This window comes from Cohnella massiliensis (assembly GCF_900169535.1).
In the GTDB taxonomy this organism is placed as follows: Bacteria; Bacillota; Bacilli; order Paenibacillales; family Paenibacillaceae; genus Cohnella; species Cohnella algarum.
Genome location: NZ_LT821258.1, coordinates 38,832 through 61,696, shown reverse-complemented (window position 1 = coordinate 61,696; position 22,865 = coordinate 38,832). Strand labels below are relative to the sequence as shown.

General features: G+C 59.5%; 21 protein-coding genes. All 21 read left to right on the top strand.

The annotated features are described in order from the left end of the window. Positions 1-140: 140 nt before the first annotated feature. The 21 genes from B7E11_RS09990 to B7E11_RS09890 all read left to right on the top strand — a co-directional run bounded on the left by B7E11_RS09990 (position 141) and on the right by B7E11_RS09890 (position 22,588). Positions 141-1,244, top strand: a complete 1,104-nt coding sequence (locus B7E11_RS09990) for a glycosyltransferase family 4 protein (RefSeq protein WP_245809670.1) — start codon at positions 141-143, stop codon at positions 1,242-1,244. A gap of 298 nt (positions 1,245-1,542) precedes the next feature. After that, positions 1,543-5,973 (top strand): WIAG-tail domain, encoded by a 4,431-nt coding sequence (locus B7E11_RS09985; protein ID WP_080833944.1) that lies wholly within the window; start codon positions 1,543-1,545, stop codon positions 5,971-5,973. Between the two features lie 249 nt (positions 5,974-6,222). Continuing rightward, positions 6,223-7,071 (top strand): MurR/RpiR family transcriptional regulator, encoded by an 849-nt coding sequence (locus B7E11_RS09980; protein WP_080833942.1) that lies wholly within the window; start codon positions 6,223-6,225, stop codon positions 7,069-7,071. Between the two features lie 61 nt (positions 7,072-7,132). After that, positions 7,133-8,443 carry an ABC transporter substrate-binding protein gene (locus B7E11_RS09975; RefSeq protein WP_080833941.1) on the top strand — a complete coding sequence of 437 codons (1,311 nt, stop codon included), beginning with the start codon at positions 7,133-7,135 and terminating at the stop codon, positions 8,441-8,443. Positions 8,444-8,474: 31 nt separating this feature from the next. Next, a complete protein-coding gene (locus B7E11_RS09970) occupies positions 8,475-9,500 on the top strand; it encodes a serine hydrolase domain-containing protein (RefSeq protein WP_080833938.1) in 1,026 nt (341 codons plus the stop codon). Between the two features lie 28 nt (positions 9,501-9,528). Next, entirely contained in the window at positions 9,529-10,437 is a 909-nt protein-coding gene (locus B7E11_RS09965; RefSeq protein WP_245809669.1) for a carbohydrate ABC transporter permease, read from the top strand. After that, the gene (locus tag B7E11_RS09960; RefSeq protein WP_080833936.1) at positions 10,437-11,249 is read left to right on the top strand and encodes a carbohydrate ABC transporter permease; all 813 of its coding nucleotides are present in this window, start codon (positions 10,437-10,439) and stop codon (positions 11,247-11,249) included. Before B7E11_RS09965 ends, B7E11_RS09960 begins: the two co-directional genes overlap by 1 nt. Continuing rightward, positions 11,246-12,067 carry an HAD family hydrolase gene (locus tag B7E11_RS09955; RefSeq protein ID WP_080833934.1) on the top strand — a complete coding sequence of 274 codons (822 nt, stop codon included), beginning with the start codon at positions 11,246-11,248 and terminating at the stop codon, positions 12,065-12,067. The genes B7E11_RS09960 and B7E11_RS09955 overlap by 4 nt, the downstream gene beginning before the upstream one ends. Then, on the top strand, positions 12,064-13,089 hold the full coding sequence (locus B7E11_RS09950) for an N-acetylglucosamine kinase (RefSeq protein WP_080833932.1): 1,026 nt from the start codon (positions 12,064-12,066) through the stop codon (positions 13,087-13,089). The genes B7E11_RS09955 and B7E11_RS09950 overlap by 4 nt, the downstream gene beginning before the upstream one ends. Continuing rightward, complete coding sequence (murQ, locus tag B7E11_RS09945; protein WP_080833930.1) at positions 13,067-13,981, top strand: N-acetylmuramic acid 6-phosphate etherase; 915 nt, start codon at positions 13,067-13,069, stop codon at positions 13,979-13,981. Before B7E11_RS09950 ends, murQ begins: the two co-directional genes overlap by 23 nt. 22 nt (positions 13,982-14,003) lie before the next feature. Then, a complete protein-coding gene (locus B7E11_RS09940) occupies positions 14,004-14,747 on the top strand; it encodes an MgtC/SapB family protein (protein ID WP_080833928.1) in 744 nt (247 codons plus the stop codon). 271 nt (positions 14,748-15,018) lie between these two features. Then, on the top strand, positions 15,019-15,855 hold the full coding sequence (locus tag B7E11_RS09935; RefSeq protein ID WP_281256488.1) for a glycosyltransferase family 2 protein: 837 nt from the start codon (positions 15,019-15,021) through the stop codon (positions 15,853-15,855). A 1-nt stretch (position 15,856) separates the two neighbouring features. Next, the gene (locus B7E11_RS09930; RefSeq protein WP_139787138.1) at positions 15,857-17,053 is read left to right on the top strand and encodes a hypothetical protein; all 1,197 of its coding nucleotides are present in this window, start codon (positions 15,857-15,859) and stop codon (positions 17,051-17,053) included. Beyond that, complete coding sequence (locus B7E11_RS09925; protein WP_080833918.1) at positions 17,053-17,784, top strand: glycosyltransferase family 2 protein; 732 nt, start codon at positions 17,053-17,055, stop codon at positions 17,782-17,784. Before B7E11_RS09930 ends, B7E11_RS09925 begins: the two co-directional genes overlap by 1 nt. 32 nt (positions 17,785-17,816) lie before the next feature. After that, complete coding sequence (locus B7E11_RS09920) at positions 17,817-18,542, top strand: sugar phosphate nucleotidyltransferase (RefSeq protein WP_080833916.1); 726 nt, start codon at positions 17,817-17,819, stop codon at positions 18,540-18,542. Continuing rightward, complete coding sequence (locus tag B7E11_RS09915; protein ID WP_080833914.1) at positions 18,539-19,555, top strand: GT-D fold domain-containing protein; 1,017 nt, start codon at positions 18,539-18,541, stop codon at positions 19,553-19,555. Before B7E11_RS09920 ends, B7E11_RS09915 begins: the two co-directional genes overlap by 4 nt. 42 nt (positions 19,556-19,597) lie before the next feature. Beyond that, a complete protein-coding gene (locus B7E11_RS09910; protein WP_080833913.1) occupies positions 19,598-20,974 on the top strand; it encodes a glycosyltransferase family 2 protein in 1,377 nt (458 codons plus the stop codon). Positions 20,975-21,326: 352 nt separating this feature from the next. Beyond that, a complete protein-coding gene (locus tag B7E11_RS09905) occupies positions 21,327-21,614 on the top strand; it encodes a nucleoside-diphosphate sugar epimerase (protein WP_080833911.1) in 288 nt (95 codons plus the stop codon). A 61-nt stretch (positions 21,615-21,675) separates the two neighbouring features. Further along, positions 21,676-22,026, top strand: coding sequence for an alpha-helical endospore appendage domain-containing protein (locus tag B7E11_RS09900; protein ID WP_080833909.1), 351 nt, complete (start codon positions 21,676-21,678; stop codon positions 22,024-22,026). Continuing rightward, positions 22,023-22,325: a hypothetical protein gene (locus tag B7E11_RS09895; protein ID WP_080833907.1), complete on the top strand. Its 303-nt coding sequence runs from the start codon at positions 22,023-22,025 to the stop codon at positions 22,323-22,325. The genes B7E11_RS09900 and B7E11_RS09895 overlap by 4 nt, the downstream gene beginning before the upstream one ends. Then, positions 22,322-22,588: a hypothetical protein gene (locus B7E11_RS09890; RefSeq protein ID WP_080833905.1), complete on the top strand. Its 267-nt coding sequence runs from the start codon at positions 22,322-22,324 to the stop codon at positions 22,586-22,588. The genes B7E11_RS09895 and B7E11_RS09890 overlap by 4 nt, the downstream gene beginning before the upstream one ends. The last annotated feature ends 277 nt before the right edge of the window (positions 22,589-22,865 follow it).

Sequence of the window (22,865 nt, the reverse complement as noted above, 5' to 3'; positions counted from 1 at the left end):
CAAAGCCGTGCCGATTTCAGTGTGACATATCGCCGTCCAAAGTTCAACTTTTTCGCGGGGCCGGCTTGGCGAACGATGCGGCTTAAGGGGGGGGGATCGACATCGTAAAAGTGGCGTTTGTCACGCCGGGGGCCTACGCCGTGCCTTCTCCGAGGGGAGGGTCGGTCGAACGGGTCGTCGAAAAAGTCGTTCCGCTGCTCGCGCCTGCCATCGAAGCCCGAATCTACGGCCGGGTCCGCCGGGGCTTGCCGGCCCGGGAACGGTGGCGGGGCGCGGAATGCGTGCGATATCCCGCATCCGACAAGGCGGCTTACGCCGCGCGGGTATTTCGAAGCCTGGCTTCGTACCGGCCGGATTTGATCCAGGTGGAAAACAGGCCTCTGTTCGTGCGGGAGCTCCGCAAACGGTTTCCGGATAAGCCGATCTGGCTCAGCTTGCAATCGACGACGTTTATTTCGCGTCCGTATCTCGGACCGAAAACGACGCGGGCGTGTTTGCGGCTTGCCGACCGGATCTTGGTCAACAGCCGTTATTTGGCGTCGCAGGTAAGGGCACGGGCGCCCGAAACGGCCGATAAAATCAGCGTCGTGCATCTGGGCGTCGAACCGGAAAGGTTCGGCTTGTGGAATCCGGAGGAGGAACGAGCGCGCCGAGGCTGGGCGGACAGGCGGATCGTGCTGTACGTCGGGCGGCTTATTCCGCTCAAAGGCGTGCATCACCTCCTCGCGGCAATGCCGGAGCTGGTCCGGGCCGTTCCGAACGTTCTGGTCGTGATCGTCGGAGGCGCTTTTTACGGTTCGTCCCGGCGCACCGCTTACGTCGAACGCCTGCACAAATTGGCGAAGCCCTGGAAGCGGCACGTTCATTTCCAATCGTACGTTTCGCATACCGACATTCCCCGCTGGTTCGGCCTGGCTCACGCGGTCGCCGTTCCTTCCGGGGAAAGGGAAGCTTTCGGACTCGTGAACGTAGAGGCGATGGCGAGCGGGCTTCCCGTCGTCGCGGCCCGATCGGGCGGCATTTCCGAAATCGTGGAAGACGGCGTTACCGGCTTCCTCGTGGACCGGCAATGCCTGCGAAGCGGACTCGCCTCCCGGCTGTCCCTGCTTCTGCAGAACGAGAGTTTGCGAGAGGAGATGGGGCGCAGGGGGCGGGAAAGAGCGCTGTCCTTGTTCACTTGGGAGCACACGGCCGGCAGATGGCTGGACGAGGCGAAGCGAGCGGGCATTCTGAACGGCGACTAAATATTTGCGCATGTCGGATTGCGCGGCTTTTCCGCCCATGAGCGGGATGGCCGCCTTTTTGTGTCGTCTCCTTTCCCAAGCCTGTTGCGATATCCGCTCCATGGCTCTCCGACCCGGAAGCCTGCGCAATTGCAGTTTTTGTCGCTGCCGGAAGTAAAGAGGAAGGCTAAGGGACCGCTTATTTTTTTAAATTACAGTTTATAGTTATTTAACCGACCTAGCTCCCAAACAATCGGGTGACGTGCCTATGGGTGTATGCATATGATACGTTAGATTATCCGTTGGGAAGGAGAGGAACATGAAAAAAGGCAAAACGAAAAAAGCGCCCAAAACGCGCCGGCCGCTTTATTTTGTCGACAATCCGAACACGTCCGAACTTCATTGGCTGGATGATATAAAAAAGCAAAATGCCAAACCGGTCAGCGTGCACGGGGCTTCCGCCGTTGCGGACCCTCCCCGCGAGGCTCAGGAAACGGCAACGGTCGAAACGCCGGCGGAAGCGGGAAGTGCGCCTTACGATGCGTTCTCCGGCTTGACTTCCGATTTTGCATCGGCCCAGGAAACCTTTGAAACCGCCGATCTGTTTGCGGCGTATGGCGATGCGGATTCGGACGCCCCGAAGATTTCCGAACAGGCGGAAGAGATCGCCACCGTCGTTTCTTATGCCGAACGCAACCGATACGAAGCGGCGGAAGCGCTCGCGGACCTGCTGTATAATCCCGATGTCCCGAATCCGGCCGCAGAGGAATCCGCGTCGGAGGAAGAGGCGGAGCCGGCCGAACGGGAGCCGCGAAGCAAGCGTCATGAAAAGCTGGCCGAAAAACGGATGCCGGTGCCGGAGCCGATCGTGTACACGGACGATTTGGCGAACGAATCCGTCACCGGCGACAAACTGGCCCCGTTCTCGGTCGGTTCCCGGCATCTGCAGGCGGAAGCGGTGACGACGGAAGCGCTCGCCGACTTTTCGGTCACGGCGATCAAGCTGGCGGACGGTTCGGTCACGTCCTCCAAGTACGCTCCCGAATCCATAACGGGCGAGCATCTGACGAAAAACGCGATTTCCGGACAAAAAATCCGGGACCGCTCGATTACGAGCGAAAAGCTGAAGGATGGCAGCGTGACGTCGGAGAAGCTGGCGGACCGGACGATCAGCGCGGACAAAATCGCGGAAGGCTCGATTCAGCCTAAACATTTGAGCCAATCGATCATTACGACGGAGCTGCTGAAGGATCAGGCGGTTACGGCGGAGAAAATCCGCAGCGGGGCTATTCGCAGAGAAAATCTGAGCAATGAAATTATCGACACCTCCAAGCTGGCGGACGGTTCGGTGACGGTTTCCAAGCTGCGGGACGAATCCGTCGGCCCGGATAAAGTGGCCCGCGAAGCGATCGAGACCCGCCACCTGAAGCCGGGACTCATTCTCGCCGATCACGTCGCTCCCGGAGTCATCTCGGGAAAGCATATCGCTCTGCAGGCCATCACCTCGGGCCATCTGAACAAAGGCGCCGTGGGCGCGGACGAATTGGCCGATCAATCGGTAATCGGAAGCAAGCTGGCCCGCGGGGCGATTCAAACCGAGCACCTGCAAAACGCGGCCGTCCGCGGCGCCCAACTCGCTTCGGAAGCCGTTGAGAATCAGCATATCGCGGAGGGGGCCGTTACGGCTCCGAAGCTTGCGGAGCAGTCGGTTACGACAGTCAAACTCGTCGATCACGCGGTCACGTCCATGAAAATCGCGGATCAAAGCGTAACGTCGGGCAAAATCGCAAGCGAATCGGTGCTTTCCCGCCATTTGGGGAAAGGGGCGGTCGAGGCGGAACATTTGGCGGACTATTCGATCGAACGCCGGCATTTGACCGACGGGGCGGTGGACGGCCGGCATCTGGCTTACGAATCGGTCCGGAGGGAGCATTTGCAGGAGCAAAGCATCGGTTCGACCCAGCTCGCGTCAGAAGCGGTCATTCGCCGGCATATCGCGGGCGGGGCGATCGGCGAAGAGCAGCTGGCAAGCGGCGCGGTTCAATCCGGGCATATTGCCGACGGAGCCATTGGCCAGCAGCATCTGGCTCCGGCCGCCGTTCGAAGCGAGCATCTGACGGAAGGCAGCATAACGGCAAGCAAGCTGGCTGCGGGACAACTCAAGCCGTTCCACTTTGCCGAAGAATCGGTGACGGGAGAAGCCATCGCCGACCGGACGCTCGAGGGGCGGCATTTGCGCGAACGCTCGATCGAGTCCGGCCATCTGGCCGATCAATCGGTCGGGACCGCGGCGCTTAAACCCGAGTCCGTGACTTCCGACATTATCGCTCCCGGCGCCGTCGGCGAGCGGCAGCTCGGCATCCGTTCGGTATTTTCGCATCATTTGTCGGATCATTTGATCACATCGCTAAAGTTGTCGCCGGAAAGCGTTTCGACCGACAAGCTGGCGGATATGTCGGTGACGACCGCCAAGCTGGCCGAAAAAAGCGTGGGCGGGCGCCAACTGCAGGCGTCGAGCGTCGATAATTCTCACTTGACGGAGCGTTCCGTCGGTCCGAATCAGCTGCAGATGGGGGCCGTCGGGACGGAGCATCTGAAGCCGAACACGGTCAAAGCGGCTCATCTGACCGCTAACAGCGTCGGGGAAGCGGCGCTCGCCGAAAATGCCGTCACGGAAAAAAAACTGGCGGACGGAAGCGTAACTTTGTCGAAGATGGCTCCGGGAAGCGTCGGCGGCGAGCAGCTGCTAAGCGACAGCGTCGGCGGAAAACACGTGAGACCGGACTCGATTCAAGGCTATCACCTCCATAAGGGCGCCGTATCCGTGCCGCATCTCGCTCCGGATATGCTTCATTTCGTGAAGCTTGCCGAACGGCGAATCGATTCCGAGCGGCTCGAACCGGGATCGGTCGCCCAGGTTCACCTGCGGGATCTCGCGGTCACGGAAGCGAAGCTGGCGGCGGCCAGCGTATCGGAGGATAAAATCGCCAACGAAGCCGTTTCGGCCGACAAGCTGGCGGCGGGCAGCGTGATCACGAGCAAGATCGGCAACGGCGCGGTGACGAAGGAAAAGCTGGCGGACGGCGCGGTGACCGAGTGGAAGCTGGCGGACGGGGTCGTTACGGAAGGAAAGCTTTCCGTCGGAGCCGTCTCGGAACTGAAGCTCGCCGACGGCAGCGTGACCGCCCGCAAGCTGTCGGGCCAATTGCTCGATTACATGTCGGCGATCGGGAAGCCGATCTCGACGGATAGGCTGGTCGACGGCAGCGTGACTTCGTCCAAATTGGCCGCTTTTAGCGTAGGTTCGAACCAGCTTGCGGACGGTTCGGTCGCGTCGAATAAACTCGCCGCGCAAAGCGTTGGAACGGATCAGCTCGCGGCGGGCGCGGTAAGCGGAGAAAAGCTTTCGGCCCGGAGCGTCGGTCCTTCGCACGTGATGGCCCGGTCGATTTTGACGGAGCACTTGGCGGACGGAACGGTCACCGAATCGAAACTTGCGGCGGGCGCGGTTGGAACGGAGCAGCTGGCCGCAGGTTCTGTCACGACGGATAAATTGGCCGATAACAGCGTAGGAACCGCGCAGCTTGCGAACGGGGCGGTCGGAACCGCGCAATTGGCGACGGGAGCGGTCGGCCGGAGACAGTTGGCGTTGGACGCGGTAGGTACGGAACAATTGTTGGAAGGCAGCGTGACGTACAGCCGGCTGTCGCAGGAATTGCAAGTGGCCGTCGATAAGGCGGTTGCGCCGGTAGATCCGGCGAGCTTTCCGGATGAAAGCATTCCGTCCGCGAAGCTGGCGACGGGATCGATCGGCACGGACCGGCTCGCGAACAGAGCCGTCACCTCCGACAAACTGGCCGGAGGCAGCGTAGGGACCGCACAGCTTGCGAACGGGGCGGTCGGGACCGCGCAATTGGCGACGGGAGCGGTCGGTGCCAAACAGATCGCCTCCGGCGCGGTCGGTACGGAGCAGCTGTCCGAAGGGAGCGTGACGTACAGCCGCTTGTCGCCGGATCTGCAAGGGGCCGTCGACAAGGCGCTTGCGCCGATCGACCCGGCGAGCTTTCCGGATGAAAGCATTCCACCCGCGAAGCTGGCGGCAGGATCAATCGGCACGGACCGGCTGTCGAACGGAGCCGTTACCTCCGAAAAGCTGGCCGAAGGAAGCGTAGGCGCGGCCCAACTCCAGGTAGGAGCTGTCCAGTCGGAAAAGCTCGGACTGCACAGCGTCACTTCGCTGCATATCGTGCCGGGCTCGATCGTCACCGGCCATATAGCGGAAAAAGCCGTGCTTGGCGTCAATCTCGCCGACGGCAGCGTGACGGCCGAAAAGCTGTCCGGAGATATCGTCGAGATGCTGGACGAATTGCGAACCTCCGCCCGCGACAGCCGCGTCTTCGAGCCGGCCGACGGCAGCGTGACCGGAGAGAAGCTGGCCGACGGAAGCGTAGATGGGGCAAAGCTGGCTTTTCTCCCCGTAGCGGCATCGCTTCCAAACGTAACCCTCCTGTTCGGAAACGAGCCTTATCAATTTCCGGGACCGGTGGAAAGCATCAGCATTACGTTAAAGTTCAGTCAACCTTTCGCCGATGCCTCTTACGTCGTCGTCGCGCTTTCCGACCACCCGTCCTGCATTTGCATTGTCAAAAGCAAGCAGCCGGAAGAAGCCGTCCTGGAAATGATTCGGACTCGACTCGGTCCCGATCCGCAAGGCGCGATTCAATGGATCGCCGTAGGGGCCAAAGCGTAAAAAGCCTAAACGGTTCGACAGTGCGCTTTGCTGTCGAACCGTTTTTTTTCTAGTACGGATCGAAAGGCGATCATGATCGTCAATCTTATCGGGAATCCGGACTATGGAAGGAGATAAGCGAGCTGCTTATTCAACTCATGAAATAAAATTACAAAAAAATATTTACATAATGAAATAATATTATATAATGAGTGTGTAAGTAAATCTGTCATCGCGTAAGAATGCCGAACCGAAAGAAGGGGATGGGGAATGCTTAAAGGCGGCCTGGTCAGTTTGAAAGCTGCGATTTCAAGCCTGAAGCCGACCGAGCGAAAGGCGGCCGAGTTCATTGCGGAACATCCGGAGGAGGTCGTCAATTCTTCCGTGCAAAGGGTGGCGATGCTGGCTGAAGTGAGCGAAGCGACGATTATCCGATTGTGCCGCTCGCTTAATTTCAAAGGTTTTCAGGAATTGAAGCTCCGCATAGCGGCTGATTTATCGGAAAATTCTGATCAAACCGACTCGTATCACGAAATTCAGATCGACGGTCCCATTTCCGACCTGGTTACATCGATCTCGCACAACAATATGAGATCGATTCAGGATACGTTGACCGTTTTGTCCGAAGAAGAACTGGAAAAGGCGATCGATGCGATGAGCGGGGCCAAAAAAATCGCCATATTCGGCGTGGGAGCTTCGGCGGTCATCGCCATGGACTTGAAGCAGAAGCTGACCCGGATCAATTATTGGTGCGAAACCGGCCTTGGCCTCGATGAACAGACAACGCTCGCGGCCAATATGGACGAGCGGGACGTCGCCTTCGGAATCTCCTATTCCGGGCAAACGTTGGATGTCATCGATTCCCTCTCGCTCGCGAAGGAAAACGGAGCGAAGACGATTTCGTTGACGCGGTTCGGAAGCAATCCGGTCGCTGGCGTTGCCGAAATCAATTTGTTTACGAGCTCGTTGGAAAACAGCATACGCAGCGGAGCGATGGCGTCCCGGATCGCCCAACTCAACGTGATCGATATCTTGTATGTCGGCATTGCCAGAAAAGATCACGAGCGCCACGTCCGCGCCCTCGAAAAAACCCGCAAAGCGGTCCGAAACAAAAAATGACTTGCTTCTTTCGGCTTCAACCTATTGGTTTTTATACAAATCATCTTGGGAGGACATTCGAATGAAGAAATGGATGTTTGGGGCAAGTTTGCTGCTGCTGTCGAGCGTATTGATATCCGCCTGCGGGGGAAGCGGAGGCGGCAATTCCTCTCCGCCCAGCCAAGGCGCCTCAGGCGGTCCCGCCTCCGTCGAAGAGGCCGGCGATCCGGTAACGCTGACGATGTACAGCTGGCGGCCGGAAGACGCGGAAGGCTACAGGGTTCTGATCGAGGAGTTCAACAAGACCAACCCCAATATCAACATCGAATTCAAGCCGTTCAAGTCGACGGAATACAACACGATCCTCAACAATACCCTCCATTCGGGAACGGGAGTCGACATCCTGCAACTTCGTCCCTATGACGCGGCTATTGCGCTTGCGGACGCGGGCTTTTTGACGCCGCTGGACGGCCTTGCCGGGCTGGACCAGATTCCGGATGTCTACCAGGAAGCGGCGAAGGGAAGCGACGGCAACGTGTACGGCGTTCCGTTCATGCTGAATAACGCGGTCATTTTTTATAACAAGGAAATGTTCGATGAGCTCGGTCTGGAAGTGCCGGAAACGTACGAAGAGTTTTTGGCCGTATGCGAGCAATTGCTGAACAACGGCATCACCCCGATCGCCCAGTCGGGCAAGGCCGGGTACTTGCTGTCCATGACGCATGCGGTCATCGGCGAAAGCGCGTACGGCGGAAACGAATTCGCGCAAGCCGTCGTCGCAGGGGAAACCGACTTCAACGATCCGCGGTTCGTCGAATCGATTGCCCGGATGAAGCAATTGGAAGCGTTCTTCCCGAAAGACTTTATCGCCATTGAAGACAAGGACGCCCAGGCGATGTTTTATAACCGCGATGCGGCTATGTACATTAATGGAAGCCACCGCCTGGAAACGTTCAGCGAGAACGATCTCGACTTTACGGTAGACTTCTTCACCGGTTTTGCGGAGAACAAGGGAGAATCGGCCGACATCGTAACCTGGGTCGACGGCTCGTACGCGGTAGCAAAAAGCTCGGAACATCAGGAACAGGCGCTAAAATTCCTTGAATTCGTCGCGTCCGAATCGTTCGGCCAAACGTTCAGCGAAAAGCTGACCCGGGTAAGTCCGATTTCCGGCGTTGAGCCCGCCAATCCTCTGCTGCAAAGAATGGCTCAAGCGAACAGCGAGCGTTCGACGCCATATTTGATTCTGACCAACTTTAATCAGGGCGCTCCGACCTCAAAATCCATCTTCGAGGATTCGCTTCAAGGGATGTATTTGAACAAGCTGACCCCGGAAGAAGTCGCAAGCACGTTCCAGGCTTCGGTGAACAAGTGGTTTAAACCGAAGCCGTAAACGTAAAACGCGCAAACGGGGAGCTGTTGGCATGTACTCGTTCGATGCTCTGATTGCAGGCTGGGTACGGGAAAAGGTCATTCCCGGAGCGGTGCTGGACGTTCGAATCGGCGATCGCTTCCGGTTTGCACAAGCCTACGGAGCCTACTCGGACAACGAGAGGGCGCGGGAGGTTCGACTCGATACGCCGTTCGATCTGGCATCGCTGACGAAAGTCGTCGCAACGCTTCCGACCGCGTTGGCCCTGGTCAAAGACGGGCGCATGGCTTTGGACGATCCCGTTAGTCTTTACGTTGATGAATTCCGGCACCGCCAGGTGACGATTCGTCACTTGTTGCAGCACGCTTCGGGATTGCCGCCGGATCTTGCGGGCGTTTCCAGAGGAAGCGACGGAGCCGAAGTGTTGAGGACGATATGGGAGACCGGCCTGGATTCCGCGCCGGGAAGCAAGGTCGCATACAGCGATCTGGGCATGATCGTTCTGGGCGAGCTGATTCGACGCGTTGCCGGAGAGTCGCTTGACCAAACGGCAAAAAAACGCGTATTCGACCCGCTTGGCATGAAATCGACCGGCTTTGGTCCTACGCTCTCCGGGCTGCCGCTGCGGGCGGCAGCTACCGAAAGCGTAAACGGAACATATATTGTGGGCGAAGTGCACGATGAAAAAAGCGCTGCCCTCGGAGGCGTTTCCGGCAGCGCCGGCTTGTTCGGCACCGCCGCGGATCTTGCGCGGTACGCCGGATACTGGCTTTATCCCGATCGGTCCGGACCGCTTTCTCCCGAGCTGGTTTCCGAATGTTTGCTTCACCCGATCCAGGGCAGGGGACTCGGATGGGAAGTGGTCCACGACCGAAACCATATGCCGCTCGGCTGCGGATCGACCTGGACCGAAGGCAGCTTCGGGCACACGGGCTTTACGGGAACGAGCCTCTGGATCGATCCGCAAGCCGAGTTGATCGTCGTTTGGCTAACCAATGCCGTTCATTTCGGACGTCATACGCCGATACGGGCTCTTCGCCGCAGGCTGCACGACCGGATCCGAACGGATCTGGTCTGAACGATTAGGACTCTAGGAGGCGGAACCGGTGAAAGGCCATTTTTCAAAGCATTCGATCCATCTGTTTTTGCTTCCGGCGCTTGTTTTTTATGTCGGATTCATGATCTATCCGATCCTCTCGGCGCTGCTCAACAGTTTTTTTTCCTGGAACGGGCTGCTTCGCGGGGACTTTATCGGGTTGCGCAATTTTATTCGGCTGTTTACCGAAACGCCTTATAAGGAAACATTCAACACCGCCCTTAGGCATAATGTCGTATTCTTCCTCGTGCTGGTACCGGCCAAGCTGATGGTGGCGTATGCGCTGGCTCTCGTCATTAACAGCAAGCTGAAAGGCAAGGAATTTTTCAAGACGGTATTTTTCCTTCCTAAGCTGCTGTCCGTCATCGTCGTAGGGTATTTATTCAGCCTAATCTTGAATCCGACCTACGGTGCCTTGAACACGGCGCTGAAGGCCGTCGGTCTGGCCGATTGGGCAAGACCGTGGCTGGGCGATCCGGATACGGCGCTGTTATCGATCATTCTGATCGACAGCTGGTACGAGTTCGGTTTTGCCGTTCTCATTTTTCTCGTCGGATTGCAATCGATTTCCAGCGAAATTTACGACGCGGCCAAGATCGACCGGGCCGAAGGTCTGACTTTATTGTTCCGGGTAACGGTTCCGCTTTCGATGCCGTCCATTATGATCATGACGATTCTGACGTTTATTTCCGCGTTCGAATCGTTCGAATTGATCTATGCGATGCAGGGCACGTCCGGCGGTCCGTATTACTCGACCGACGTGCTGGCGCTCTTTTTTTACCGGCTGATGTTCGGCACCGCGGGCGGAGGAGACTCCATCGGACTCGGGTCCGCGCTTGCCGTCGTGCTGTTGCTTCTCATTTCCGGGGCCACCGCGATTTCGATGTTCCTGTTCAAGCGCAAAGAGGTGGACTACTGATGAAGCAATTTTTCAAATATGTCTTTGTGGGCATGTTCGCGTTCCTGTCGCTGTATCCGATTTTTCTGATGTTCATGTCGTCTTTCAAGACGAAAAAAGAAATTACGTCCTCGCCGCTCGCGTTGCCCAGCCGATTTTCGCTGGACAACTTCATCGAGGTGTGGCAGAAGGTCAATTATGCGGAATATCTCGTAAACAGCGTGTTCGTAAGCGCCATTTCGGTCATCGTCATCTTGCTCATCTCCTCGATGGCGGCCTTCTATTTGGCGAGGTTCAAATTTCGCTGGAACGGCGCGATTCTGTTCTTTTTCATGCTAGGCCTGATGCTGCCGATGAAGCTTGCGATTTCGCCGCTTTACATGCAGCTTCTCAAGCTGAACTTGCTGGATACGCTGACGGGACTTATCGTTGTGTTCGTCGCGGGCCATATTTCCTTCGCGGTGTTTTTGTTCTACGGCTTTTTCGGGACGCTGCCGAAGGATCTGGATCAGAGCGCGCGGATCGACGGCTGCAGCAATTTCCAGGTGTACTATAAAATCGTGCTGCCGCTTATGCGCCCGGCCATGGCGACGGTGGCGATTACGGATTTGATCAAAGTGTGGAACGATTTTTTCTACCCGCTTATTTTTATCAAATCGACGCATAAGGGAACGATTCCTCTCGGCATGCTGAGCCTGTTCGGCGAATACGATACGCAGTGGAACTTGCTGTTCAGCGGCTTGACGCTGTCGTCCTTGCCAATGATTATCGCCTTTCTGTTCGCGTCGCGGCAATTTATCGAAGGCTTGACAGCCGGGGCGGTGAAATCATGAAGCGCTGGATTACGTTCGATTTGGACGGCACGCTGATGCAAAATCCGTTCAGCGGTTCGATATTTCCCGAACTCGAAGAGCTCGTGTCCGCCGATTTGAACGAGCCTTGCGGATTGAAGCGCAAATTGCTGGAAGAGCACGAGCGGCTGTTGGCGAGCGGGCAAATCGTGTCGGCATACGACTGGGACGAAATCGTCGGACGTTTGCTGCGGGAGTTGGGCGTTCGCCGAAAGGTCGATATTTTGGAAATGGTTCGCCGGCACTCCGTGCCTCCCAACATTTTTTTGCTGGACGAGACGATCCTTCCCGCGCTAAAACGGTTGAAACGAAGCGGTTTTTCGCTCGCCGCGGTCACCAACGGGTTTTACAAATATCAATATCCGGTGATGAAAGCGCTTGGGTTAACGGATCAGCTCGATGAAATCGTCACCCCCGACCGCGTCGGCTGCGCGAAGCCGGACGCTCGGATGGCAGACGGATTGCGGCTTGAAGGAGCCGTTGCCGTCCATGTCGGGGACCGTCTGGATCACGACATGGTGTTCGCGCATGCCATTGGCGTTCCGGCCGTGCTCATTCACCGCCGGCTGCCGGACGCGCTTCTGCCGCTTTCGCCGGGAGAACGGGCGGAAAGCGAAAACCTTCTTCCCGTGCTGCGACGTCTGGCTTCGCAAGAGAACCTTCTGCCGGAGGACGCGGCATCGTTGCCGGATCGCTTTATGCCGTCTTACGTCATCCGGGACTTGCGGGAGTTGTTCGCCTGTCTGGAAGCGGAGAAGAACCGCGAAAGAGGCGGAGAACGGGGAGGAAGCGGGACATGATGCCAAAGAGAAGCAGGCGGTTTCTTGCCGTCGACGGGGGAGGAACGAAGACAGTTTTGCTTGTCGGGGATGACAAGGGCCGGGTGCTGTCCGTTTCCGGCGGAGCGTCGACCAACCTGAAATCCAGGCGATGGGAAGAGGTGAGAACGGAACTGTCCGCTCTTATCCGCGACGGACTGGAGCGTTCGGCTTCTTCCCCGGAACAAGTGGCAGGAATCGCGCTAGGCCTTGCCGGAAGCGATCGGCCGGAGGATAAAAGACGCGTTAAAGAGCATCTGGCGGCGGAGTTGCCGTCCCATGCCGAGATAGCCGTTTACAACGACGCCGTGACAGCGTTAGCGGCCGGAACCTTCGGCGAGAAGGGCATGGTGCTGATCTCGGGCACCGGCTCGATTTGCTGCGGCTTCGATCCCGCCACGGGAAAATACGTGCGGGCAGGCGGATGGGGATATTTGTTCGGCGACGAGGGAAGCGGCTTCGACCTCGGAAAAAAAGCCCTGCAAGCCGTCATGAAAGCTTTCGACGGTCGGGCCGAAGCGACGCTGCTTACGAATAAAATCTTGGCCAGGTTTGGGCTGGAGCGTCCAGACCAGTTGATTACCGCCATCTACGAAGAGGAGAATGCGCGGTCGACGATCGCTTCGCTCGCCCCGGTACTTTTCGAGGCCGTGCGGGAAGGCGACGAGCAGGCCCGGCGCATCGCGGAAGAGGCCGCGCGGGATTTGGCTTCTCTGGCCGCATCGGTCTTTGCCGAACTCGCCTCCGATGCGGCGGGCTTGCCGCTGATCGTCAGCGGCGGCGTGTTCCGGGAGCCTTATTTCCTTCGGCTGTTCGAAGAGCAGCAGCAGATTCGCGCGCCGGGACTCGCGGTCCGCCCTTTGGACGTGGCTCCCGTAGCGGGAAGCTATTACATGGCTGTAAAGCAGGCGGGCATCGTCGTGTCGCCCGACATGATCGAACGAGTACGACAACATTGCGGAATAGAAGGGGAATGCAGCGATGAAACGACCACAACCCGTTAACGATACGCCGATAACCGAACAGGCCAATGAGCGCTCCCGTCATTTGGACCGTTTGACCGTCCGGGAAATCGTTGAATTGATGAACGAAGAGGACCGGACCGTGGCTGCGTCCGTAAGCCGGGCGCTTCCCGAAATCGCCGCGGCGATCGAGGAGATTGTCGGGTTCATTGAAAACGGGGGACGATTATTTTATATCGGGGCGGGAACGAGCGGACGTCTGGGCATATTGGACGCTTCCGAATGTCCGCCGACGTTCGGGGTTTCTCCGGAGCTGGTCGTCGGCGTGATCGCCGGAGGCGAGGGGGCCATTACGCGATCGATCGAAAATGCGGAGGACGATGCCGACGCGGGACGCGGCGAGGCGGCTCGGCGGGTCACGCCGCGAGACGCGGTCGTCGGAATCGCCGCGAGCGGTCGCACCCCGTTCGTCATCGGAGCTCTGCAAGAAGCTTCGCGCATCGGAGCGCTGACGGTAAGCCTGAGCTGCAACAAAGGCGCGCCGATGAGCAGGGAAGCGCGGTATCCGATCGAAATTCCGGTCGGTCCGGAAATCGTAACCGGCTCGACGCGATTGAAGGCCGGTACCGCGACCAAAATGGTGCTGAACATGATCACGACGACTCTGATGATTCGTCTCGGCAAAGTTTACGGCAATTTAATGGTTAACGTTCAGGCGACGAATTCGAAGCTGAGGGAGCGCGTTGTCCGCATCGTGCAGAAGGGAACGGACCGCGACGAAGAAACGGCAAGGGCGTATGCCGAATTCGCCGGAGGAGACGCCCGGGTGGCGATTTTGATGCTGAAATACAACGTCGGAGCCGGGGAAGCGGCCCGGGCGCTGGAGGAATCGGGCGGCCATTTCGGAAAGGCGATCGAGCGGCTGGGCCGGTAGAGAGAAAGGGGGGAATTCGGGCATGACGGCCGGCACGGGAAGCGTTTGGGAACTTTCGCAGGCGGATTTGGCGATTCGCATGATACTTGCCGCCGCGTTGGGGGGCTTGATCGGAATCGAACGGGAGTGGAGCAACCATGCGGCCGGCTTCCGCACCCATATATTGGTTTGCCTCGGCTCGGCGACGATCATGCTGATGTCGCTCTACGGGTTTTCGCAATTCGTGAACGAACCGAACGTTCAGGTCGATCCGGCACGGCTGGCCGCCCAAGTGATCAGCGGAATCGGATTTCTCGGGGCTGGGGCCATTCTCCGCAACGGGGACGTCATCAAAGGGCTGACGACGGCCGCGTCGATCTGGACGGTAGCCGCCATCGGACTTTGCGTGGGGGCCGGATTTTTTACCGGCGCGCTAATTTGCACGTTCCTGGTCCTGGTCAGTTTGTACATGCTCAACAAATGGGAAAAGCGCCTCCTGAGGCATCGCAGATTTTGCTCGGTAGAGATCACGGTCTCGAACGATCACGGATCGCTGGGAGCGATTGCATCCGTATTCATGGAGCGACGCATGCAAATTTCCGCCCTGAAAATCAATCCGGTCTCCGGAGGGACCGGCAACGAGCGGGAATTAAGGTTGGAAATCAAGCTGAAAAGCGTCCGGCAGGATGCGCTAGTGGAAGCCGTCGAGGAAATCGGCATGCTGGACGTCGTCAAAAAGATCGAAACGGCCGGCCTGAACGCGGCCGAAGCCAAGCGCGCCGGATAGGGCGGGCTCGGGCCGGGCCGACGCTCAAGCAAGAACGTAACGGGGCGCTGCCGGAACGGCCGTCCCGGACTGCCGGAAAAACGGGGCTAAACCGAAATTCCAAAAGCCGATCACATGCTGAAAACGCCTTCGAGGCGTTTTTTTTATGGAAAACCGACTCGGCTCGGAATCCGATTCGCCGGCCGCGGCTTAGTACAGATGCCGTTGCGCATGGACACGTTACACATACAATGTCATGTGCATACCGTTGCCCGAGTCGGGGGTGAGAGGGTTGGCTGGAAAAAGGGGCAACATCCGTCCGAAACGAAGGCCGGTCAGGAAAACCGGAGGCTACGCTTCTCGCGGGAAGCGGCCCGCAAGCGAAGAGGGGGCGGCGGGGAAGCCCGCCGTTTCGGTCATCATTCCCGTCATGAACGAAAAGCGGAGGCTGGCTCGCGTCATTCGGGAAGCGTTTCGCATCCGTCCCCGAACCGAAGTGATCGCGGTCGTCAACGGTTCGACCGACGGTTCGCTGGACATCGCCCGCAACAGCGGGGCGAGGGTCATCGTTTTCGACCGGCCGTTAGGCCACGATGTCGGGCGGTCGGTAGGAGCGATGGAGGCGCAGGGCCGGGTTCTTCTTTTTATCGACGCCGACATGGTGATTCCCGCAGCGCAGCTCCGGACGTTCGTCGAGGCGGTGGAACGGGGAGTGGACGTGGCGTTGAACGACTATTCGGGCCCGACGGACCGAGCGACCGTGCACAGCGTCGTTTTGGCGAAGCACGCGCTCAACGGGCTGCTCGGGCGCAAGGATTTGCGCGGCGCCTCGATGACGGCCGTGCCTCACGCGATCAGCCGCAAGGCGCTGGAAACGGTCGGCGCCGCCGCGCTCGCGGTGCCGCCGCTCGCCCATGCGATGGCCGTTCACGGGAAGCTTTCGGTCGAGCGCGTCAAACACGTCAACGTGGGCCGGCTGAACCCGCTGCGCATTCGAAGGGAACGCACGAACTCCTTGGAGCCGCTCATCGTCGGCGATCATCTCGAAGCGATCGATTGGCTGATGCGGAACACCGACGGCCGGGGAGGGTGCGGGGAAGACGACCGCAAGCGATGGATGGTGAGATAACGTGAAGGCAAGAGCCCGCAAGTCATTGGCAGCATCGTCCGGAAAACCGAAAACCGGCCGCGCGGCCGGCAAACCCTTCGCGAAGACGTCGTCCCGCTCCGGGCTTGCCGGAAAAAGGGGCGCCCGGGGAGCCCGCAAACGGCCCGGCGGCCTTCGCGCGGCGAAGCGCCGGGACGGCAGCCGGCGAACGCATGCGGCCGGAAGCGTCCGGCGGCGAAAGCCGCCGAAGCGGTCGGCGCTTCTCGCCGGGCTTTGGAAGGAGGGCCGGGACGACGGAGCGGATTGGCGAGCCGGGCATCCCGAGGCCGCCGACGTTGCCATGAACGAAGCCGTTCGAAAAACGTGGATGCAAAAGCTGCAAGAACATGCGAACCTGCCGAAACTGGACGGCAAGGCGATATGGGAAAGAGCGAAGGCGTATGCCGAAGGCTTTGCGGCCGGAGCGGGAATGGCCCCCTCGCGGGTTCCGCTGCCGTTGTCGCGGAGCGCCGGCGCGGTCGTTTACGCGAACGCGAACCCGGATGCTTTGCGTTCCGTGCTCAAGGAGCTGGCCCGCCTGCCGCTGGCCGAAATCGTCGTCGTGCTCGGGAGTCCTTCGGAACGACTGCTCGAGGCGGCCCGAAGCGGCGGCACCGCCACGATCGCCTGCTTGCCCGAAGACGTTCATCCCGACATTGGACGGGCACTGGGCGCCAAACTAACCGATGCGGATCTGCTTCTGATCGCCGACGGCGAACAGAAGGCCGAAGCGTCGGAGCTGGCCCGGTTGCTGTGGGCGGTCGACGGGCGGTTGGACGTCGCGTTGAACGACCGTTCCGCTTTTTTGGGCCTGTTTCATAAACGAAGCGACGTGGAACGGTTTCACGAATTTTTGAATGTCACGTTAAACAGACCGGATCTTCAAATGAACACGATGGCCGCGCTGCCGCTCGCCATGACCCGCAAAGCGTTGGAAACGCTTGGAGCCGCGGAGCTGTCCGTGCCCGTCAAAGCGCATGCCAAAGCGCTGCAGCGGGGCCTTGCCGTCGGCACGGCCGCCGCGGTCGATTGGCGTCCGCCGGCCATGCCAAACCGGGATCGCATAGCCCGAGGGGACCACCTCGAGGCTTGGAAGATGGCGTTTGCGGAAGCGGGTTTTCGGCTTCGTTTCCCCGACAAGGCGCGCAATCGAAAGGCTGCGAAAGGAGCGGTCGGCTAATGCGCGCATCGATTATTATCCCGACATTCGACAGGCTCGATTTGCTGCAGGCTTGCGTCGCTTCCATTCGGGAGCATACGGAAAGCGAGTACGAGATCGTCGTCGTCGACAACGGATCCCGCGACGGGACGATCGACTGGTGCGCCGCCGAGAAGCTGGCGTTCGTCTCACTGCCCGCAAACGCCGGTTTTCCGACCGCATGCAACAAAGGGCTGCGTCTTGCGACGGGAGATACGCTCGTTCTGCTTAACAACGATACGATCGTGACGGCCCGCTGGCTGGACAATTTGCTGGCCGCGCTCTACAGCTCGCCGAGTGTCGGAATGGTCGGCCCGGTCGCCAATTATTGCAGCGGGAAACAGCAGGTCAAGTATTCTTACGATAGCTTTGAGGAATTTCAGCGAATCGCGGCGGAAGTCAACCGCTCGAATCCGGAAAAATGGACAAAAACCGACCGGCTCGTCGGTTTTTGCCTGGCGTTTCGCCGAGAGGTAATGGAGCGGATCGGACTGCTCGACGAACGGTTCGCTCCGGGGCATTTCGAAGACGACGATTATTGTTTGCGGGCCAGGCTGGAGAACTTCGAGCTGCTTATCTGCCGCGACTGCCTCATCCATCACGAAGGAAGCGCCAGCTTTAAAATGGACGCCGCGGCCCAGCGGCGGCTGATCGAACGAAATTATCGGCTCTTTCTGGAAAAATGGAAGATCGATCCGCATGTCTTCATTTAAATCGTCAGCTATGACGCGAGGAGGGCATTTCGTTGAAAGCAGTCATTCTGGCTGGCGGCACGGGTACAAGGTTAAAGCCGCTGACCTATTGGAACAACAAACACCTGCTTCCCGTAGGGACGTATCCGATGATCTGCCATGGAGTGGCTAAACTCCGCCAAGCCGGAATCCGGGACATCGTGCTCGTAACCGGCAGGGATGCGCTCGGCAATTTTGCGGATGTGCTCGGAAGCGGGAGAGATTGGGGAGTCTCGCTCATATACCGGGTTCAGGAGGAAGCGGGCGGGATCGCGCAGGCGCTCGAACTGGCGGAGCCCGTCATGAAGCCTGACGAGAAGTTCGCCGTTCTGCTCGGCGACAACCTTTTCGAGGAATCGCTGGCGCCTTACGCGGAGGCGTTCGAGAAACAGAGGGACGGGGCGATGGTGCTTCTCAAAAAAGTCGAAGACCCCAGGCGGTACGGCGTTCCGCTGCTGGATCGCGCTTCGAGCCGGATCGTGCATATCGACGAAAAGCCGGCCGTTCCGCAATCGTCCTATTGCGTCACCGGTCTGTATTTTTATTCGAGCGAAGTGTTCGAAATCATACGCCGCGTTCATCCGTCGCATCGGGGCGAACTGGAAATTACCGACGTGAACAACGTATTTGCCGGGGAACGAAAATTGCATTACCGCATTTTGGACGGCTGGTGGACGGATGCGGGAACGTTCGAGTCGTTGGAGGAAGCCGGGCGAAGATTGAAAGGAACGCTCCCTTGAGCGCCCGTTTGGCGGTCCGGGCGGGAGCGGGCAGGCTTGCGTCCCGCGCCTCCGGACCGAGAAAAGGAAAAAGATCGAGACGCGCCCGCAAAATAAGGCCGATCCGGACCGGCCGCCGCAAGCTGCACGGAACCGCGACGCCGCGTCCGGGACGGCCGGAGCGGAACGGAAGCAATCGGGTCGACGTTTTGCCGGATGCTTACGACGAAGGCGTCTACGACGGCGGCGAGGCGCTGCTGGAAGCGAGGCTGCCTGCGGATCGCGTTTACCCGGATTTGACGCTGGACGACGTGCTGGCCGCCGGGATCGCGGCGCTTAAGCCGAGCGGCATTCCGTTGCTCGGTCCGGCGGCGGTCTACGACGAGCTGGAAAGGGCGCTTGACGAAGGCATTCCTTATTCGCTGGTCCGTCTGGGGGACGGGGAATTGCTGACGATGGCGCAAGGCACGGTGCTTTCGGCGACCGAAGTTTCCCGGCAAGGCCCGTTTCTGGCCTATGCGGGAGTAAACGTGCCGGATATAAAGGCCAGGGACGTACTTACCGCCGCCGTCCAAGCGGCTTCCGTCATCGGAATCCCCCTTTCGCGAAAACCGACGTTCCAGCCGCTTTTATTCAAGGTATGGAGGGCGCTCGGCATCGATTGGGAACGCATCCGGCTGACGACCTCGACGATCAATTACGCACTGGAAGAAGGAGACTATTGGCCGAAGCTGATGGCCGGCCGCCGCGTCCTGGTCGTCGGCAACGCGGCGGCGCCGCTGGCGCGGGTGCTCGGCAATCGAGGAGTCCGCATCGCCGCCGCGGTCGGCCCTGTTAGAGGGATAAGCGACTGGGAACGGGTCGCCGAAGAGGCGTCGGGACATCCGTTCGATCTGGCGCTCGTGTCGGCCGGAATCGCGGCCGTTCCGATTTGCGTGCGACTGGTCGAACGAACCGGCAAAGCGGCCGTCGATTTCGGCCATTTGGCCGATCGGATGGCCGGGTTGGAATATCAGCCGAAAATCCGGCGGTAAAGCGAAAGGCTCGCCATCAATTTCAGAAAGAGGTGCATCGGCATGGGCTTGGCAAAAAGGCCGGCTCGCAGCCGGCGTTCGCGTCGCCCGCCCCGTTCCGACCCCGCCCGGAGAAAAAGCGGGGGAAAAGCGCCGAGCAGACGAACGCCGGCGAGGCCGGGAGAATGGTACGATCGCGGTTATCAAGAAGGGTACCGGGAGGGCGTCCAAGTCGGACTGCAAAGATTCCATGAGGGGTTCGAAGGAACCAGCATCATTATTCCGACTTACAACCAGCTGGCCCTGCTAAAGGAATGCATTCGCAGCATTATGGACAATACGAATGTACCTTACGAGATTATCGTCGTGGACAATGCCTCTGCCGACGGAACGGCCGCCTATCTTCGGAGTCTGGGCGGCCAGGTCCGCTTCCGGGCGCTGGACGCGAACCGCGGCTTCGCCGGCGCGATCAACGTCGGCCTGATGATGGCCAAAGGCAGCACCCTTTTGCTGCTGAACAACGATACGCTCGTCACCGAGCGGTGGCTGGACAACATGCTGGCCTGCCTGAACAGCGACGAACGCATCGGCATGGTGGGACCGGTTTCCAATTGCGTGAGCGGCGACCAGCAAATAACGGTTCCGTACGATCACATCGGCGACATGCCTCGGTTCGCCGCCGCCTTCAACCGTTCCGACGCTTCTCGCTGGCGCCGCACCGACCGGCTTGTCGGCTTCTGCCTTTTGTTCCGCCGCGAGCTGTTCGAGCAGATCGGGTACTTCGACGAGGGCTTCGAATTGGGAAATTTCGAGGACGACGATTACGGCATTCGGGTTCGGCTGCTTGGCCGCAATCTCGTCGTAGCGGAGGATACGTTCATCCACCATTTCGGCAGCGTCAGCCTTCGCGCGATCGGCGAGCAATTCGCCCGCATCAACGATCGGAATCACCTCTATTTTAATGAAAAATGGCAGCACCCTTACGAGTGGATCCATCGGGTTTTGAAGCTGTCTCCGTCCGTGTCCGAGCCGCTTGCGGATATGTCGCTGCTGTATCCCGAACGGATTGCCGTTCAAGGCATCGGCGCCGCCGTATATTGGGTGGAGGACGGAATGCGGCACTCCGTGGAGGGGGAGCTGTCGCTTCCCGTGACCCGGATTTCGCAAATCGATTTGAAGCGCTGGCCTATCGGCGGCAAAATAAGCGGAGAGGAAGCGTCCGCGCGCTGGTTCGGAGAAGCGACAGGCGTAGTCATGCTGCCGGACGGGACGCTTTTTTACCGGGAAGCCGATCGCTTGCGGCGAATCGTTAGTTTGGCCGCCATGCAGGCGTGGCACCTTCATCTGAAAAAAATCGACGTCATGCAGCCGGAGGAGGCGGCCCGCTGGGCGGAGGGATTGCCGATCGTCGCGCCTCCCGTTTTGCGGCAGCGGCTTTGAAACGCGCGAAGATACCTCCGGCGCATCATAGCCGCGGCTGCCGGCCATATGCGGGCGCCCTGCCGTCGGCTTGAGCGCCGGGCCGCCGTTCGGCCGAAAACCGATGCGTTTTCGCCGCCGGCGGCTTTTGTGTCGGGAACGGTTGCGGGCACCGGAGGGCGTTGCTCGGGTAGTGGAACCGGTTGGATCGTTTCTTGACGGCGTGAGAGTGGACAAGCCATATGCTCGGGCGAACGATTTTCGGACGGGCGAAGCCGCGTCTTCTTCGGCGCAACATGTGGCAAGGAAAGCGAAAAGGCATATGCTGTAAAGACTCGGCAGTTTGCCAGCAAAGGACGGTGGCTAAGGCCGCATGCAGGACTTAATGACGGAAATCGTCGTCCATTTATCCCAGTCCCACCAGCAAATGGCGAGGATGCTCGACGCCAAGCGGCACGTGACGGTTCGAATGGCGCATCTGGTGCAGGCGCTGCCGGATGAAATGCCGCAATTCGAAGGCCTGGACGGTCTGGCGGACAGTTCGTCCAAGGTCACCAAAAGCGTCATTTCTTACGTGAATTCCATTGCGGACTTGCAGGAGGCGGTGGCGGACAGCCTGACTCAAATCGTAAAAGCGACCAGTTCCCCGGATGAGGAATAAAACGTCCGCCGCATAGCGGACTTTTGCGCGGAGAGCGGCGACAGAAGGGAGGGGCGAAAAAATGACTCGCGAAGACGCGTATAGAGTAACTCTCGACGCGCTGGCCAAGCTGCATTGGAACATGGCGATGATGTTGGAAGCGAAGGCGTCCGAGGCGGAGAAGGTGCGCAACTGGGTGCTTAACCACATGACTCCCGATAAATATGAAGAACAGACGGAACAGTTGTCCACGTCCCTTCAATTCCACAAGCAAAATGTCGAATTGATCGACGGATTGACCAAGCTTTGCAACGGCCTGAACCGCAATATGAAAGCCATCCTCGAACCGGAGGAGGACGACGACGGCGGCGGAGGGCTGATGGGCGGCGGAGGGTTAATGGGCGGATTCGACTTCGGAGACGGGGAAGGATGAACCGGGAACAGGCATGGGAGGTAAAGCTGTCTTTGCTCGCATCCATCGCCCGCAGCCAGGAGGCGCTCGCCCGGATATTGGAAAGCGTGGCCGACGTCACGGAAGGCAGCTCCGGTTCCGCCGCGGTACTGAGAGAGCATGTCCGGGTCATTTCCAATATGCAAAGAGCGTTGCTCGGGACGGCGGCCGGCGGCACCTGGGCGCCTCCCGTGCGGGGCGAAGCCGCCGCTCCTTGGCTGAACGAGAGGCTGGTCCCGCATAACCTCCGCAGGCGAAATACGGGAGGGATGCCGCAATGAAGCCGCGCTTCAGGCGGGGGTCCCGTCCCGCGGGCAAAACGAGGACGGGCGCCCGGGGAAAAAAGCGGACGAACAGCCCGTCCCCGGCAAAGAAGAGGGGGGCGGCCGGAAGTCGGACGCGCAGGCGCAGGGGGCGAACGGCCGGAAACGTCAGACCGCCGCTTCTTCACGGGAGCGGTTCGGCCTACCGCGAGGGCTACCACGCCGGCTTTGCCCAAGGCTTCGAAGACGGGCATCAATTGGCCTACGAGCAGCAACTATGAATGGGGGGGAGCCGACTGAAACGCAAAGGACATTCGCGGACGGCGGCCAAGCGAAGACGCGCCGGACTCGGAAGAAAGGGCGCCGCGAGGCGGAGCGGACGGAAGGCGGGCAACCCCGGCCGGAAACGAAGAAAAACAGGACCCGCTCGCCGGCGCGGCCGGGTTTTGCGCAAACGATCTGCCGCCCCGAGGAAGGCTGCCGCGGGAGGACAGACGTATCGGCAAGGATTTGACGAAGCGTACGAACAAGGGTTTCAAGCCGGGTTTGCACAGGGGC